Origin of the sequence: Streptomyces sp. BBFR102 (genome assembly GCF_051397025.1) — a bacterium.
Taxonomy (GTDB): Bacteria; Actinomycetota; Actinomycetes; order Streptomycetales; family Streptomycetaceae; genus Streptomyces.
The window spans coordinates 5882709-5900897 of the sequence record NZ_CP195757.1; the positions used below are offsets into that span (position 1 = coordinate 5882709).

2 protein-coding genes are annotated in these 18189 nt (G+C 75.1%); both read left to right on the forward strand.

Going from position 1 to position 18189, the window contains the following annotated elements:
• Positions 1–2 precede the first annotated feature (2 nt).
• A complete protein-coding gene (locus ACSLIC_RS26065) occupies positions 3–9230 on the forward strand; it encodes an amino acid adenylation domain-containing protein (RefSeq protein ID WP_436740146.1) in 9228 nt (3075 codons plus the stop codon).
• Positions 9227–18169, forward strand: coding sequence for an SDR family NAD(P)-dependent oxidoreductase (locus ACSLIC_RS26070; protein WP_436740147.1), 8943 nt, complete (start codon positions 9227–9229; stop codon positions 18167–18169). The genes ACSLIC_RS26065 and ACSLIC_RS26070 overlap by 4 nt, the downstream gene beginning before the upstream one ends.
• The last annotated feature ends 20 nt before the right edge of the window (positions 18170–18189 follow it).

Sequence of the window (18189 nt, forward strand, 5' to 3'; positions counted from 1 at the left end):
CCATGCCGACCACCTGCTTCCTGATCGGCGGCACCCGGGTCCTCACCCGCTGCGCCGCCCAGCTGCTGGACGCCGGCGTCCGCGTCGAGGGCGTCTTCAGCGACGACCCGGCTGTCGCCGCCTTCGCCGCCGAGCACGGCATCGCCCTGCACGACCCGCACGGCGACCTCACCGCCACGCTGTCCCGGCAGCCCTTCGACTACCTGTTCAGCATGGTCAACTTCCGCATCCTGCGCGCCGAGGTGCTGGCTCTGCCCAGGATCGCCGCGATCAACTTCCACGACGGACCGCTGCCCCGCTACTCCGGCAGCCACGTCCCCGCCTGGGCGCTGTACGAAGGCGCCACCCGGCACGCCGCGACCTGGCACCGCATGGCCGAGGCCGTGGACGCCGGCAGCGTCCTGCTCGAACGGTGGTTCCCGGTCCGTGACCACTCCACCGCCCTCTCCCTGACATACGAGACCGCCGAGACCGGCATCGAACTCTTCGGCGGCCTCGTCCCGCACGTCGTCGCCGGAACTCTGCCCGAGCCGGTCGACACCGGCCACCGGGAGCGCCGCTTCTACCGCCGGTCCCACCGGCCGGCCTCCGGCGGAGTGATCCACGCCGGCACCACGGCCGCCGAGGCCGTACGGCTCTCCAAGGCACTGGACTACGGCTCCTTCCCCAATCCGCTCGGTGTTCCGGCACTCCTCACCGAGCAGGGCGCCGTCCTCACCCGTCAGATCCGGCTGCTGCCGCGCGACGAGGTGCGCAGCGACACCGTCGCCCTGGCCGTCACCACCTCCGCGATCACCCTCGCCGCGCCCGACGCCGACCTCGTCCTCAGCGACTTCCTCGCGGTCGACGGCTCCGCGCTGAGCGGCCAGGCCGCCGCCCAGCGGCTCGGCATCACCGAAGGCGCCCCGGTGCCCGGCGTGTCCGCCGGACGACTGGAAGCCGTGGCCGCCGCCCAGAAGTCCCTGCGACCCCACGAGCCCTGGTGGCGCACCCGTCTCGGCGCACTGCGGCCGGCCCGGCTGCCGGCGGAGGACTTCACCGCCGCCACCGCCCACTACGGGCGCTACGAACTTGCGTACCTCCCGGCCTCCCGCCAGGAGACCGCCGACGTGGTGCGCGCCTTCCTCGACGCGGTCGCCGAGCGCACCGGCGAGCCGTGCTTCGACTTCGCCTGGTCGCCGTCGGCGGCACGGCTGCGGGCCGAACGCACCCACGGCCTCACCGCCGTCCGCGTCCCTGTCCGGTACGAGGCCGACGGCACCGCTTCTCTGCTGCGCAAGCTGGACGAGGCCCAGGCCCGGGAAGGGTACGCCGCCGACCTGGAGATCCGCCTGGGCCTCGCCGGACGCCCGCTGGGCTCCGACGAACCCTCGTTCACCCAGGTCATGGTCGTGGAACGGCACGACGGGGAGGAGGCCTCCGCCGAACCGCACACCGAGGTCGCGCTGCTCTGCGTCGAGACCGGGCCCCCGACGGTGTTCGTGCGGGAGACCGCGATGAACCGCGAAGAGGCACTGGCCTTCACCGAGCGGATCGAGGACCTCGCCCTGTCCGCGCTCTTCCACGGTGAAGAGCGGGCGCAGACCGCCACCGAGCCCTCCGCGGTCACCGAGGCACCCGCCGCGCAGGAGGCGCCGGCCGCCCTTGCCAAGGCCCCGGCACCCGAGCCGTCCGACCCGACCGTCCTCGACCTGGTCGCCGCCGCCGTCGCCGCCCGGCCGGACGCCGTGGCCGTCCGCTGCGGCGACCGCACCCTCGACTACGCCGCCCTCGACGCGTGGGCCGACGCCGTCGCCGCCCACCTCCACGACCAGGGTGTCGAGGACGGCGCCGTCGTGGGCGTCCTGCTGGAGCGGGGGACGCACCTGCTGCCCGCACTCCTCGGTGTGCTGCGGGCCGGTGCGGCCTTCCTGCCGCTGGACCCCGGCTACCCGGCCGAGCGGCTACGCCGGTACACCGAGGTGGCGCACGCCGACCTGATCCTCACCGACGCGCGCACGCACGCGCTCGGCGCCTCGCTCGGCTTGGCCCTGCCCGTCCCGGAGGCGGACGGATCGGCCGTGGCCGTGCCCGCCCGCGTGGGTCAGGGCGACCTGGCCTACGTCCTGTTCACCAGCGGGTCGACGGGCGACCCCAAGGGCGTCGAAGTCGAACACGGCGCCCTCGCCAACCTCCTCACCGGGATCGGGGAGCGTCTGGCCGTGACCGCCGAGGACCGGGTCCTCGCCCACACCACGGTGGCCTTCGACATCTCCCTGCTGGAACTGCTCCTGCCACCGACGAAGGGCGCCACCGTCGTCCTGGCCGGCCGCGACGCCGCCCGCGACCCGGGCCGCCTCGCCGAGCTGACCGGCGAGGCCACCATCGCCCAGGCCACCCCCAGCATGTGGCGGCTGCTGCTGGAGACCGGCTGGCGGCCCCCGGCCGGCCTCACCGTCCTCTCCGGCGGCGAGGCACTGCCCGTCAGCGTCGCCGAGCCGCTGCACGCCTCCGCGCGCTCCCTGTGGAACCTCTACGGGCCCACCGAGGCGACCATCTGGGCCTCCAGCCACCGCGTCGCCTCGGTCGGCTCCTTCCTGCCCCTCGGCGAACCCCTGCCCCGCCTGGGCCTGCACGTCCTCGACGAGGAACTCGCGCCCTGCGCCCCCGGCACGACCGGAGCCCTGTACATCTCCGGCGCCGGCCTCGCCCGCGGCTACGCCCACCGCGCCGACCTCACCGCGGACGCCTTCCTCACCCATCCGGCCACCGGCGTCCGCCTGTACCGCACCGGGGACGAGGTGCGGCTCCACACCGACGGCGCCCTCGAATGGCTCGGCCGGATGGACGCCCAGCTGAAGGTGCGCGCCCACCGCGTCGAACCCGCCGAGATCGAAGGGGTGCTGGAGCGGTTCCCCGGTGTCGGCGCCGCCGTGGTCACCGCGGCCCGCTTCGAGGGACGCGGCGAACCCCGCCTCACCGCCTACCTGATCGGCGCGGAGGCGGCGACCAGGTCCGGACTCGACGCGTGGGCGCGCGGCTCGCTGCCCGACCACATGGTCCCCGACGCCTACGTCCGCCTCGACGCGCTGCCACTCACCGGCAACGGCAAGACCGCCCGCTCCCTGCTGCCCGAACCGACCCGCGACACCGTCATCCGCACGGACGAGGCGCCATCGACCGCCACGGCTGGGACCGCCGACAGCGGCCCGGCGGACGGCACGACCCTGTCCGAACTCACCAGGACGGTCGCCACCGCCTTCGCCGCCACGCTGGGCACCGACGACTTCGCGACGGACGCCAACTTCTTCGACCTCGGCGGTGACTCGGCCAACGTCACCCTCGCCGCCGCGCGCCTCAGTGACAGCCTGGGCGCGCCGGTCAGCACCACGTCGATCTTCGCCACCGGCACACCGGCCGCCCTGGCCCGGCTGCTCGCCGCCGAGGGAACCGTACGGATCTCCGAGCCGGAGAGCGCGCAGGCTCGGCCGGCCGCCGTCCCGACGGCCACGGACGCGGCGCGGGAGCCGGACCGCCCGGCCCCCGCCTCCGCACCGGTGACCGGCCGGCCACGGAAGAGCGCGCGGCCGCCCGCCGGGGACGCCCTGGCCGTCATCGGCATGGCCTGCCGTTTTCCCGGCGCCGCCACCCCCGACGAGTTCTGGCGCAACCTCCTCGACGGCGTCTCCAGCATCGGCGAGGCGCCGGCGGACAGACGCGGCTGGGCCCACCTCTGGTCGCAGACCGACGAGGCCCGCATGGGGTGGCTCGACGGCGTGGAACGCTTCGACGCTGCGCGCTTCGGCCTGACCGACCGCGAGGCGCGCCGCACCGACCCCCTCCAGCGGCTGCTGCTCAGCGTCACCGCCGAGGCCCTGGAGGGCAGCGGCCACGATCACCACTCGCTCGGGACCGGCACCGGTGTCTTCGTCGGCACCATCGCCAGCGACTTCCCGGAGCTGGTGGCACGCAGCACCGGCCACGCCGACCCGCACGCCGCCACCGGTACCGCCCTGTCCATGGTCGCCAACCGGTTGTCCTACGTCTTCGACTGGTCGGGCCCGAGCATCGCCGTCGACACGGCCTGCTCCTCCTCGCTGGTCGCCCTGCACCAGGCGGCCGTCCATCTGCGCGCGGGAGACGTGGACGCCGCGGTGGTCGGCGCCGCCAACCTGATCCTGACGCCCGACAAGACACGCTCCTTCGCCCGGGGCGGCATGCTCTCGCCCCAGGGCGCCTGCCGCACCTTCGACGAAGCGGCCGACGGGTACGTCCGCGGCGAGGGCTGCGGCGTCGTCGTGCTCAAGCGGCTCGCCGACGCCGAACGCGACGGGGACCCGGTGCTCGCCGTGGTGCGAGGCACCGCCGTCAACCACACCGGCGGCAGCGCCGGCTTCCTCACCGCGCCCAGCAGACCGGCCCAGGAAGCCGTCCTGCGCAAGGCGCTGTCCGCCGCCGGGGTCGGCGAGGGCGGCATCGGGTACGTGGAGGCACACGGCACCGGCACCCAGCTCGGCGACCTCATCGAACTGGAGGCGCTCCACACCGTCCTCGGCGGGGCAGCGGCGGGACCGGTCGCCGTCGGCTCGGTGAAGACCAACATCGGCCACCTGGAACCCGCCGCGGGCGTCGCGGGACTCATCAAGACCGTCCTGGCCCTCCAGGCCGGCACCATCCCGCCGTCCCTCAACTTCCGCACGCCCAACAAGGCGTTCGACTTCGACAGCTCACCCCTGTTCGTCGCCGACCGGGCGGTGCCCTGGGAGGGGCCGCGCGTCGCGGGCGTCAGCAGTTTCGGCTTCGGCGGCGCCAACGCGCACGTCGTGGTCGAGGCCGCCCCTGACACGACGGCGGCGGACGGCGACGGGCCGCGCCTGCTGGCCCTGTCGGCCGGCTCGCCGGAGGCGCTGCGCACGCTGGCGCGGCGGCTCCTGCTGATGCTGGGCTCCGCCTACTGCCCGTCCCTGGGCGCCCTCAGCGAGTCGAGTCTGCGCCGCCCCGCAGCCCCGCACCGCCTGGCCTGCGTCGTGGACAGCGCCGAACAACTTGAAGACAAGCTGCGGCTCTTCCTGGCCGGAGTGAGCCGGGCGAGATCCCTCCACACCGGCGCGGCCACCGGGAACGAGGGAATGCCGGAGGTGCCGGTGGCCCACGGGGCGCCCCGCGAGCGGCTGGACGCCGCGGCCCGCCAGTTCGCCGCCGGCGCGCGGCTCACGACCCCGCCCGGCCGTGCACCCGCGCGCTTCCCGACGGCACCGCACGGGGAGCGCCGTCTCTGGCTGGAGCCCGCCGAGGCACCCTCCGCCCGCTCCGACGGGCCGGCCGGCCCCGTCGTACGCTCCTGGAGCGAACAGCCCGAGGCCGCCGAGCACCTGGTCCTCGGCACGCCGACCCTTCCCGGCGCCGCCTATCCCGGCCGGATCGCCCAGCTCCTCGGCCAGGACCGGTTCTGCCTGCGCGACCTCACCTTCCGGGCCCCGGTCGGGGGCGACGCCCGGGTGACGGCCGAGCACGACGGCACCGCCGTCCGCTTCAACGACGCCTCGGGCGCCCTGGTCTGCGACGGCCGCGTGACCGCCCCCGTGCCTTCGGCACTCACCGTGCCGGACTCCTCCGGCGCCGCCCGCACGCCCGTCGACCTCGACGCCATGTACGACGCTTTCGCCCGCCGGGGACTGCGGTACGGCCCCGGCTTCCGCACCGTCACCGCGCTGTCCACCGGGCCCGGTGTCGCCACCGGCGACCTGCGCTCCCAAGGCCCGGCGCGCGGGCCCCTGGACGCCCGGTTGCTGGACGGCGCGTTCCAGGTCGCCCTCGCCGCGTGCGGAGCGGACGGGCTCTACGTCCCCTTCACCGTGGAGCGGCTCACGGTCCTCGGCCCTCTCCCGGCCACCGTCCGCGTCCACGCGCGCCGTGACCGCGACACGGCTCCCGGCTCCGGTCTGCTCACCGCCAGCCTCGTCGTCCTCGACGGCGCGACCCCGGTCCTGGAGGCGCACGGGGTCACCTGGAAGCGGCTCTCCACGCCGCCCTCCGGCCCTGTCACGCCCCCGGCCCCGGAACGCGACGCCGTGCACCCCGCCCCGTCCGAGAGGCCCCACCCGGCCCCGCAAGGCGCGGACCGTCCCGCCGCCACCCCGGCCGGGCGCCTCAACGGGCACCGTCCCGCCCTGGCCCGCGCCGCCGGGGAAGACCTCGACTCCGTGCTGACCCGCTGGGTGGCCGAGGCGCTGGAACTGGAGTCCGACGCCGTGGAGGCGGACCGCCCGCTCCAGGAGCAGGGCCTCGACTCCCTGCTCGCCGTTTCGCTCGCCCAGGACATCAAGGCCCGGCTCGACGTCGACATCCCCGTCACCCTCGTACTGGAGGTGGGCACGGTAGAGCGGCTCGCCGCCGAACTGCGCGACGCCTACGGCGTGACCTCCGCCCCCTCGGAGCGGGAGCCCGGCCTCGCCGAGTCCGGGCCGCCGCCCGAGGTGGCGCCCGCCCCGGCGCTGCCCGGGGCACCCCCTGCCACGCCCGATCCGGACAACGCCCGCCCGAGGGAGCCGCGGCCCGCGGGCCGCCGCCCCGAGGACGTCGAGGACGACCGGCACGACATCGCCATCATCGGCATGGACGGGATCTTCCCCAATGCCCGCAGCACCGACGAACTCTGGCACGTCCTCATGGCGGGCGAGGACTGCCTGCGCGAGGTGCCCAAGGAGCGCTGGGACCTGGAGGCGTACTACGGCACGGAGGGCCGGCCGGGCACCGTCTACCTGCGGAAGGCCGGGTTCGTCGACGGGCTCACCGATTTCGACGCCGGATTCTTCCGCCTCTCGCCGGCCGAGGCGCAGTGGATCGACCCGCAGCAGCGCCACCTCGCCCAGTCCGCCTGGCGGGCGCTGGAGGACGCGGGCATCGCCGGCCGGGTCCCCCCTTCCACCGGCGTGTTCGTGGGCGCCAGCTACCAGCACTACCGGGACATGGTCGTCGGCGACGTCGTCGAGACACCGGCCGGACTGGGCAACCACAACGCGATCCTCGCCAACCGGCTCAGCTACTTCCTGGATCTGCGGGGTCCGAGCATGACGGTGGACACGTTGTGCTCGTCGTCGCTGGTGGCGTTGCACCAGGCGGTGCGGTCCATCCGGGCCGGGGAGTGCGAACAGGCCGTCGTCGCCGGTGTCCACATGGGGATGTCCCCCCAGTACTTCCAACTCGGCTCACGGCTCCGCTCGTTCTCCCCGTCGGGTGTGGTGCGGGCGTTCGATGCGGGTGCGGATGGGTTTGTGCCGGGTGAGGGGGTGGTGTCGGTGGTGGTGAAGTCGTTGGGTGCGGCGTTGCGTGATGGTGATCGGGTGCGGGGTGTGGTGCGGGGGAGTGCGGTGGGGCATGGGGGTCGGACGAGTGGTCTGACGGTGCCGAGTGGGGGTGGTCAGGGTGAGGTGGTGGTGGCGGCGTTGGTGGATGCGGGGGTTTCTCCGGAGTCGGTGGGTGTGGTGGAGGCGCATGGGACGGGGACGGGGTTGGGTGATCCGATCGAGGTGGAGGGGTTGTCGCGGGCGTGGCGTCGGTTCACGGGGCGTTCGCAGTTCTGTGCGTTGGGGTCGGTGAAGTCGAATATCGGGCATCTGGAGCCGGCGGCGGGGTTGGCGGGGTTGGTGAAGGTGTTGTTGGCGATGGAGCATGGGGTGGTTCCGGGGTCGTTGCATGTGCGGCGGCCGAATGATCACATTCGTTTCGAGGGTTCGCCGTTCTTTCTGGTGGATCGTCCGTGGGTGTGGGGGCGTGAGGGGGGTCCGCGGCGGGGTGCGGTGAGTGCGTTCGGGATGGGTGGGGTGAACGCGCATGTGATCGTGGAGGAGCCGCCGTCGGTGGAGCGTGGTGCGGCGGTGGTGCAGGACAGTCATCTGGTGCGGGTGACGGGGGCGGACGAGCGGGCGGTACGCGAACTCGCCACCGCCTACGCCGACCACCTCACCGCCGCCCCGGACGCCGACCCGGGAGACTTCGCCCGCACCGTGAACACGGGGCGCGCCGCCCAGCGCTGGACCACGGCCGTCCACGGCACCGGCCGCACCGAACTGGCCGCCCGCCTCACCGAGATCGCCGACGGCACCACCAAGCCCGTCCGGGCCGCCGGACGGCATGTCACCGCCTTCCTCTACACCGGGCAGGGCTCCCAGTACGCCGGCATGGCCCGACGTCTGCTCACCACCGAACCCCACTTCCGCGACGCCCTGCACGAATGCGCCGACCTGCTCACCCCCCACCTGGACGTGCCCCTGCTCGACCTGCTCCACGGCGACGCCCGGCACCTGCTCGACGAGACCCGGTACGCCCAGCCCGCCATCGTCAGCGTCGAGGTCGCCCTGACCCGCCTGCTGGCCGAGGCGGGGGTACGCCCCGACACCGTCGCCGGGCACAGCCTCGGCGAACTCACCGCCGCCTGGGCCGCCGACGTCCTCGCCCTGCCCGACCTGCTGCGGCTCACCGCCGTACGCGGCGCGCTCATGCAGGGCCGGTCCACGGAGGGGACCATGGCCGTCGTCCACACCGGCACCGCCTCGCTGACCGAGACGCTGCGGAACCATCCGGGTGTCGAGATCGCCGCGTACAACGGGCGCACGCACACGGTCACCGGGCCGGAGAGGGACATCGCCCGCTTCTGCGAGGAGAGCCCTTACCGCACCCGGCGGCTCACCGTCAGCCACGCCTTCCACTCCGCCGCCATGGAACCGGCCGTGCGGCCCTTCGCCGAGGCCGTCGACGCCACCGCGCTGCACGCGCCGGAACTCCCCTTCGCCGACACACTCACCGGTGACTGGCACACCTCGGCGACCGCCACCGACCCGGAGCGGTGGGCGGCCGCCATCCGCCGCCCCGTCCGCTTCGCCCAGGCGCTGACCACGCTCGCCGCCGAGGGCCTTCACGCCGTCTGGGAGATCGGCCCCCACCCCCAGCTCCTGCCGATGGCCCGCACCGTCCTCACCGAGCCCCACCCGGCCTGGGTGCCCACACTGCACCGGGAGCGCAACGACCAGGTCCAGCTGCACGCCGCCCTGGCCGCCCACCACCGGGCCACCGGCGCGGAGCTGGACTGGGCCGCCCTGCACGCCGGCAAGAACCAGCGCACCACCACCGCCCCCACGTACCCCTTCGCCCGACAGGAGCTGACCGCACCCCCCGCTCGCCGCGCCACGGCGAACGCCGTCAGCCACCCGCTGTTCGACCACCCTTACGAGCACCGGAGTGAAGCAGAGTGACGCCACGAGCCGAGACCTACGAGAAGACCTTCGCGGGGCGCGAACCGCTCATCGCCCAGCACCGCGCCGACGGGTCGGGGCTGCTGCCGGCCGCCGTGCAGATCGAGATGGCGCTGGCGGGGATCGCCCGTCGCCGGCCGTTCGTCCCGCTGGAACTCACCGATGTCGCCTTCCTGCGCCCCCTCGCCCTCACCCCTGAGGCGACCGTGCCCGTCCGCCTGGACGTCACCCACGAGGTCGTCCCGGGGGAAGGCGCCCGCTTCGAGCTGAGCGCCGTCCTGGCCGGCGAACGCAAGCAGCTCTCCACCGGTGCCGGCCGTCTGCTGCGCGACGGCGAGACCGCGCCCCGCCACTCCTCCGCCCGGCCGGCCGCCGACGGACGCCCCCTCACGCCGCAGGAGCTGTACGAGGGCTGGTCCCGGGCGGGCCTCGACTACGGCCCCGACTTCCGGACCGTCCGGGAACTCACCGTGGGCGACGGCACCGCCCGCGCGCGGCTGCGCACCGACGCCGAGCCCCTGCCCTGGCACGCTCACCCCCTGCTGGTCGACGGCGTCCTCCAGGTGGTCAGCTGCGCGCTCCAGCAACTCGCTGCCGACGGCACACCCGTGCCGATGCTGCCGATCGGCATCGCCCGCGTCGCGGTCCTCGCCGACCTGTCGGCCCGGGCCACCGGGGTGACCGTGCTGGTACGCCGCACCGGCGCCGAGGGCGCGTACGCGACAGGCGACGCCGTCGTCCTCGGCCCGTCCGGGGAGACCGCCGCCGAGTTCACCGGCGTACGGATGCGCCGGACGACCGGGCCGGGCGCGGTCCGGACGGCGCCGGCCGCCATCCGGCCCCCGCTCTCCCGGATCCAGTGGCGTCCCGCCGCCGCGCCCCCCGCGCCCCGGCCCGACACGACCGGCACCTGGGTCGTACTGCGCCACGGCGACGACGGCGGCCTCGCGGAACGTACCGGGCGGCTGCTGCGTGCCGGCGGCGCCCGCGTGGTCGACGCGTTCCTCGGAGCCCCGGCACGCGGAGAAGGGGCCGGCCAGGACCACCATGTCCTCCCCGACACCGGCGAGGCGGCGTTCCGCGGCCTCTGGGAAGCGGCCGGCGAGGAGGTAACCGGCATCGTCCACCTGGGCAACAGCGGTCCGGTCCGCGCAGAGTCCACCGAACTGGCCACCGGCCCGTACGGCTGCGCCGCGGCCCTCAAGACCCTCGGCGAGCGACAGCGCCGCGCCCGGTTCCTCGTCGTGACCCACGCGGCCCAGCCCGTGGCCGACGGGGACCGGCCGGTCCCCGCCCGCGCCGCACTCTGGGGCCTGATGCGCACCGCGGCCGTCGAGTACCCCGGTCTGCGACCCCGCCTCCTCGACCTCGACGAGGAGTCCGAGGCGGCGCTCCCGGCCGAACTCGGCGACGGGCCCCTGGAGACCGGCTACCGCCGCGGCGTCCGCCACGAACCGGTCCGGGTCCCCACCCGCCCGGCCGTCATCGGCACCCCGCCCGTGCGCGAAGGCGGCCGCTACCTGATCCTCGGCGGCCACGGCGGTCTGGGCCGCGCCCTCGCCGAGCGGCTCGCACGCGAGGGCGCGGCCGTCGTCGCCCTCGCCAGCCGCTCGGGCGGCGCGGGCACCGGCCACACCGCGTCGGAACAGGTCGAGGGAACGGCCTGCTCCCTCCGCTCGTACGCCGTCGACGTCACCGCCCCCGGAGCCCTCACCGACCTGGTGGGGCGCATCCGCGGGGACGTCGGTGAGCTGCACGGAGTCGTGCACGCGGCCGGGACGCTCAAGGACGGGCTGCTCCGCTCTGCGACCGCCGAGGACCTGGCCGAGGTGATGCGGCCGAAGGCGGACGGCGTCCGTGAACTCGCCGCCGCCCTCGCCGGCTCGGACCCGGACTTCGCCGTCCTGTTCGCCTCCGTCTCCGGCGCCTTCGGCAACCTCGGCCAGGGCGGCTACGCGGCGGCCAACGCCTACCTCGACGGCTTCGCCCACGCCCACGGCGCACCGTGGACGAGCGTCGACTGGGGGCTGTGGGGCGAGACCGGCATGGGCACGGCCGTCGCCGCGCAACTGCGGCGACGCGGCGTGCGGCCGCTCGGCACCACCGAGGCCCTCGACGCCCTCCTCGCGGTGCTGGGCGACCCGCCGCGCCAGGTCGTCATCGCCCACCCCGACGCCTCCGACACCCTCGCCGACGAGGAGCCCGCGCCCGCACCGGTACGGACGCCCGCCGAGGAGGCTCCCACCCCGCACGCGGACCGCGCCCGTGTCGAGGACGAGTTGGCGCGGTTCCTCACCGGCCGCCTGGGCCTGGCCTCCTTCGATCGCGCCACCCCGCTGGCGGACCACGGCATGAGCTCCATCATGAGCGTCGAACTGGCCGAGGAACTCTCCCGCAGGTGGGACGTCCACCTCCCGGCCACCCTCTTCCTGGAGTACGGCGGCCTCACCGAACTGGCCGAGGCACTGACGGAACGCTACGGAGTCGCCGCCGCCCTCCCGGTACCCCCGACTCCCGCGCCCGAGCCTCCCGCCCCCGCCCCGCAGGCCCAGGCGGTGACCGCGGCCACCCGCACCACCCGGCCCGAGGACATCGCCGTGGTCGCGGTCTCCGCCGACCTGCCCGGCGCCACCAGTCTGGAAGGCTTCTGGCACCTCCTGCGCTCCGGACGGCACGCCTTCACCGAGGTGCCTGCCGAACGCTGGGACGTCGGTGCCCACTTCGAGCCGCGCGGTCCGCAGATGACCGGCACGTACTGCCGCAGCGGAGCCTTCCTCAGTGACATCGACCGCTTCGACCCCGCGTTCTTCTCCATCTCCGTCCGCGAGGCCGAGGAGATGGACGTCCAGCAGAAACTGCTCCTCGAACACGCCTGGGCCGTCCGGGACGAGAGCGGCCTCGCCGGACACCGGGACATCGGTGTCTTCGTCGGTGCCACCTACACCCACCACCGCGACGCCCACGGCCTGGAGGAGGTCGGGCCGCACACCGCGCTCGGCTCGATGAACGCCGTGCTCGCCAACCGGATCTCCTACGCCTTGGACCTCACCGGCCCCTCCCAGACCGTCGACACGCTCTGCTCGTCCGGCCTGGTCGCCGTCCAGCATGCCGTCGCGGCCCTGCGCGCCGGCCAGTGCGGCGCCGCCCTCGTGGCCGCCTGCCACGTCGGCCTCACCCCCTGGTACTACCGCAGCCTCAGCCAGCTCGGCGCCCTGTCCGAGTCCCGGCCGCGTCCCTTCGACGACCGCGCCGACGGCTTCCTGCCGGGCGAAGGCGCGGTGGCCGTCATGCTCAAGCCGCTCGCCGCCGCCGAGCGGGACGGCGACACCGTCTGGGGGGTGATCCGCGGCGCCGCCGTCAACCACGGAGGCCGGGGCAGCGCCCTGCCGGTGCCTCGCAGCGAAGCCCAGAGCGCCGTCGTCCGCGCCGCTCTGGCCGACGCGGAGCTGGACCCCCGCGACATCACCCTGATCGAGACCCACGGCACGGCGACCCGGCTGGGCGACCCCATCGAGATCGCCGCCCTCACCGAGGTGTTCGGCGTCGGCCCGGAGCGCCGGGAGCCCTGCCTCCTCGGCTCCGCCAAAGCCAACATCGGCCACCTGGAGCCCGCCAGCGGCCTGGCCGGCCTGGTCAAGATCCTGCTCTGCCTCCGGCACCGCGAGGTGCCGCCGCTCGCCGGGTTCGAGCGACCCGGCAGTCATCTCGACCTCGACGCCGGGCCGTTCACCGTCCCGACGGCGCCACTGCCGTGGCCGGGCGGCGACCGCCCACGCCGCGCCGGCCTCAGCGCCTTCGGCATGGGCGGCACCAACGCCCACGTCGTCGTCGAGGAATACGTTCCCGAGGAGTCCGCCCTCGAAGGCCCGCCCGGCGCGCTGGGCGAACACCTCCTGGTCCTCTCCGGGCACACCCCCGAGGCCCTGGTCCGGCGCGCCCGCGACCTGCTGCGGCTGCTGAGCGAGGAGAACGCCCCCGACACGGCGGCGCTGTGCCGCTCGGCCGCCGTCGGCCGCGACCACCAGCACCACCGCGCCGCCGTCCTCGGCTCCGGCCCGGGGCAACTGAGAGCCGGGCTCGACCGGATCGCCCGACACCACGGCGACGCCCACGGAACGGTCCTGCGAGACGGGCGCGTGGTCGCCCCCGGCCTCGGCACCGCCACCGGCGCGGCCGACGCCGCCACCTACGCACGACTCGCCGCGTACACCACGGTCGGCGCCGACCGGCTCCGGGCCCAACTGGGCCTGCCCGACGACCGCCTGAGCACGGCGCTGGCCTGCTTCCACGTGAGCGGCGGCAGCGTCGACTGGCGCCAGGTCCACGCCGGCCAGTGGGCCCGCCGGATCATCCTGCCGCCCTACCCCTTCCGGACCGCCTCCGGCGACCAGCCGACCGCTTCCCGGCCGGACACGGACGAAAGCGTCCGGCGCCTGACCCACGCCCACCGCGTCTTCGGCGAGCCGACCGTTCCCGCAGCCCTGCCCCTGGCGCTCGCCCTCGACCACGCCGAGGTGCTGGAACACGTCACCTTCACCGCCCGGGGGACCGGCGACGGCCCGCTCACCGGCGACCTCGACGACCCCGGCCGCCGTGGCCCGGCCGCCTTCCGCCACGGAGAGCGCGTCATCGCCCGCCTGACGACGACCGGCCGCGCCCAGGACCCCGTACCCGCCGCACCCGACATCGCCCAGCTGCGTGCCGGACTCGACCGCGGCCTCGAACCGGAGGGCCTGTACGCCTGGTTCGCCGCCCAGGGCATGGAGATCGAGGCACCCCTGCGCTCCCTCGCCGACCTCCGTTACGGTGCCGCGCGCGTGTTCGCCCGGCTGGACACCCCGGCCGAGGGCGGACCGGAGCGCGCCGCGGTCGCCCTGGACGCCGCTCTGCAGAGCATGGCCGTCCTCACTCTCGCCGACCCCGCCGTCCCCCGGGGGACGTACCTGCCGGTCTCCGTGGCCCGGGTGGCCCGCTGGGACGACCCGGCGCGTACCGCCTACGTCGTGCTCGACGCCGAGCACACCGGCGCCGACCCCGTCCGCCGGGGCGAGGCGACCCTGCTCGCCCGTGACGGCCGGGTTCTCGCCCGGCTCAGCGGCATCGAGTACCGCCCGGTCGCCCGCCCGGGGGCACCGGAGCCCGAGGCGACGGCCCCGCGTCCGCACGCCGAGCCGTCCGCCACGCCGCCGCGGGCGGAACACCTGGCCGCCGCCGAGGCCGCCGTCCTCGCCGCCGTCCGGGGCGCCTTCCACGACCCGGGCATCGCCGCCACCACCCCGCTCTCCGGCGCCGGCCTCGACTCCCTGCTGGCGACCGCTGTCGCGGCCGACCTGGAGAGCGCCTACGGCCTCCGGGTGAGCCTGGCGGACGTGCTGGACGCTCCGGACTGCCGCACCCTCGCCCAGCACCTGGCCGAACACGCCGCCGACGGGACCTTCGCCCCGGCGCAGGACGCAGGGCCGGCCGCCGCGAGCCAGTCGGAGCGGCCACGGGCGGAGCGTCCCGCCGCGGTGCCCGCCCCGGCCGCCGACGGGGTGCGCGACGGCGACCTGGCGATCATCGGATTCTCCTTCGCCCTGCCCGGCGCCCAGGACGAAGCGGCGCTCTGGTCGCTGCTGGCCGACGGGGGCACCGCCATCCGGCCGGCACCGGCCCACCGGTGGGGCGCCTACGCGGACCGGCGCCACACGGACGTCGGCGGATTCCTCGACAACGCCGAGGAGTTCGACGCCCGCTTCTTCGACTTCTTCCCCAAGCAGGCCGAGGTGCTCGACCCGCAGGCCCGCTGGCTGCTGCGCACCACCTGGGAGGCGCTGGAGTCGGCCGGCCTCCCGCCCCGACAACTGGCCCCCGCGACCGGTGTGTTCGTGGGCGCCAGCTACCAGCACTACCGCGAGTACAACATCGCCCCCGAACTCGACGTCCACAGCGGACTGGGCAACCACAACGCCTTCCTCGCCAACCGGCTCAGCTACTTCCTGGATCTGCGGGGTCCGAGCATGACGGTGGACACGTTGTGCTCGTCGTCGCTGGTGGCGTTGCACCAGGCGGTGCGGTCCATCCGGGCCGGGGAGTGCGAACAGGCCGTCGTCGCCGGTGTCCGCGTCGGGATGAGCCCGCTGCACTACGTCGCCATGCGCGAGCTGCGGGCCCTGTCCCCGTCGGGTGCGGTGCGGGCGTTCGATGCGGGTGCGGATGGGTTTGTGCCGGGTGAGGGGGTGGTGTCGGTGGTGGTGAAGTCGTTGGGTGCGGCGTTGCGTGATGGTGATCGGGTGCGGGGTGTGGTGCGGGGGAGTGCGGTGGGGCATGGGGGTCGGACGAGTGGTCTGACGGTGCCGAGTGGGGGTGGTCAGGGTGAGGTGGTGGTGGCGGCGTTGGTGGATGCGGGGGTTTCTCCGGAGTCGGTGGGTGTGGTGGAGGCGCATGGGACGGGGACGGGGTTGGGTGATCCGATCGAGGTGGAGGGGTTGTCGCGGGCGTGGCGTCGGTTCACGGGGCGTTCGCAGTTCTGTGCGTTGGGGTCGGTGAAGTCGAATATCGGGCATCTGGAGCCGGCGGCGGGGTTGGCGGGGTTGGTGAAGGTGTTGTTGGCGATGGAGCATGGGGTGGTTCCGGGGTCGTTGCATGTGCGGCGGCCGAATGATCACATTCGTTTCGAGGGTTCGCCGTTCTTTCTGGTGGATCGTCCGTGGGTGTGGGGGCGTGAGGGGGGTCCGCGGCGGGGTGCGGTGAGTGCGTTCGGGATGGGTGGGGTGAACGCGCATGTGATCGTGGAGGAGCCGCCGTCGGTGGAGCGTGGTGCGGCGGTGGTGCAGGACAGTCATCTGGTGCGGGTGACGGGGGCGGACGAGCGGGCGGTACGCGAACTCGCCACCGCCTACGCCGACCGTTTCGCCACCTCCCGAGGCCCGTGGGACACCGCGGACCTGTGCCACACCGCCAACGTCGGCCGCTCGCCGCAGGAGTACGTGACGGCCGTTCACGGACGCGACGCCGCCGAGCTGGCCCAGAACCTGCGGGCCGTCGCCGCCGGACGCGTCCCGGTCGGTGTCGCCGATTCCGGCGCGCGGGCGCCGGACCCGGTGCCGACCGGCCACGCCGCCCTGGCAGAGCTGGTGCGGACGGGGTACACCGGTGTCGACTGGCCCGCCCTCTCCGTCCCCGGCGCGCGGACCACGGACCTGCCGACCTATCCGTTCGCGCCGGGCCGGCACTGGCACATGCAGGTCGAGGCGACCGCCCCGGCCGAGGACGCGACTCCGGAGGCGTACCGGGCCACCTGGCGCGAAGAGGCACTGGCCCAGGGGTCCCAGGCCGCACCCGGCGCTGTCCGCCTCGTCGTCACCGACCCCGCTCTCCGGGAGTCGCTCACCGCGGAGCTGCGTGTCCACGGCGCCCACGTGACCGGGACGGAGACCGAGGCCGACACCGTCCTGATGGTGGACGCCACCCCGCCCGGCCAGGAGCCCGACCTCAGCACCTTCTGGGCACGTGTCGCGGAAACGGTGAAGGCGCTGCCCCCGCACGGCAGGCTGCTCTGGGCCGCTTGCCTGGGCGCCGCAGTGCGGCCCGGGGAGCGCGCGAACCTGCGCCCCGGGACGGCGGCCCAGGCCATGGCTGTCGCGGCAGCCTGCGCCGAGAGCCGCATCGCCCACGCGGTCGTCCACCTGGACCCGGCGGAACCGGCCGAAGCCCGGGCCCGTGTGCTCGCCGCCGAGTACGCGGCGCTGCACCGGGGCGGTGGAAGCATCGCCACCGCCCACCGGGCGGGCGTCCGCTACGTACCCGACACGTCCCCCGTGCGGCCCGGCCGCGCCTACGAGGTCCGTCCCGACGGCTACTACCTCGTGACCGGCGGCCTGGGAGCGATCGGCCGGCGCCTCGTCGAGCGGCTGATCGACCGGGGCGCGCGGCACATCGGCATCGTCGGCCGCTCCGCCCTCGACCCCGGCCGGTCCCGGGTGCTCCGCGCCCTCGCCGCGCGGGCCGAGGTGGTCTACCGGTCGTGCGACGTCGCCGACGCACGGGCGCTCACGACCGTCGCCGGTGAACTCGACGCGAGGTGGGGCCGGTTGCGCGGTGTCGTGCACTGCTCCGGTGGCGTCAACCCGTTCGGCGCGATGCGCCGCCGCCCCTGGGCGGACGCTGCCCGCGTCGTCGTCCCGAAGACGGACGGCTCGCTCCACGCCGTCCGGTTGGCCCAGGACCGAGGTGCCGACTTCGCGGTGCTGACGTCCTCCCTCGCCGGAACGCGCGCGGACGCCGGCCGCGGCCTGGTCGACTACAGCCTCGCCAACGCCTACCAACTGGCGCTGGCCGAACGAGAGCACGGGCCCGGCACGGCCGTCACCGCCCATGCCTGGCCCAACTGGACCGGCGTCGGCATGGCCGCCGACGCCGCCTTCGCCGCCGCACACTCCCTCGACGCCACCGAGGCGGAGACCGCCTTCTTCGGCCATCTGCTCACCGGCGGCGCCGTCATCCTCCCGGGACACGCGCCCGCGGCCCCGCCCGCACCACCCGCGTCCCCGGCCGACGCCCCCGAAGCCCAGGAACCCCGGCCGGGTCCCCGCACGATCGTCCCCGCCCCGGCCACCGGCCGCGACCGGACCGCGCTGCGCGCCCACGTACGGGACGCCTTCCTGCACGTGCTGGGCGACGATCCGGGCGACCGCCCTCTGCGCGGGCTCGGGCTCGACTCGCTGGTCATCGCGGAGCTCGCCACCGCCCTGGAACAGCGGGCGGGCCGCACGGTCGACCCCTCGCTGCTGATGCGCGCCCGCACCGCCGACGAGGTCGCGGCCGAACTGGCCACCGCCGCCGGCCCCCCGGAGGCGGGCGCGGGGCCGGCCGTTCCGGCGGACGCCCGGGGCGCGACCGCGCTCAGCCTCCTGCTGCGGCCCCTGCTCACCGACGGCGCAGACGGGGTGACGCCGTGACCACGCAGCCCACCACAGGC

Excerpts from the sequence above, each read along its gene's own strand:
- ACSLIC_RS26065 (WP_436740146.1), top strand. The coding sequence starts at position 3 with ATGCCGACCACCTGCTTCCTGATCGGCGGCACCCGGGTCCTCACCCGC.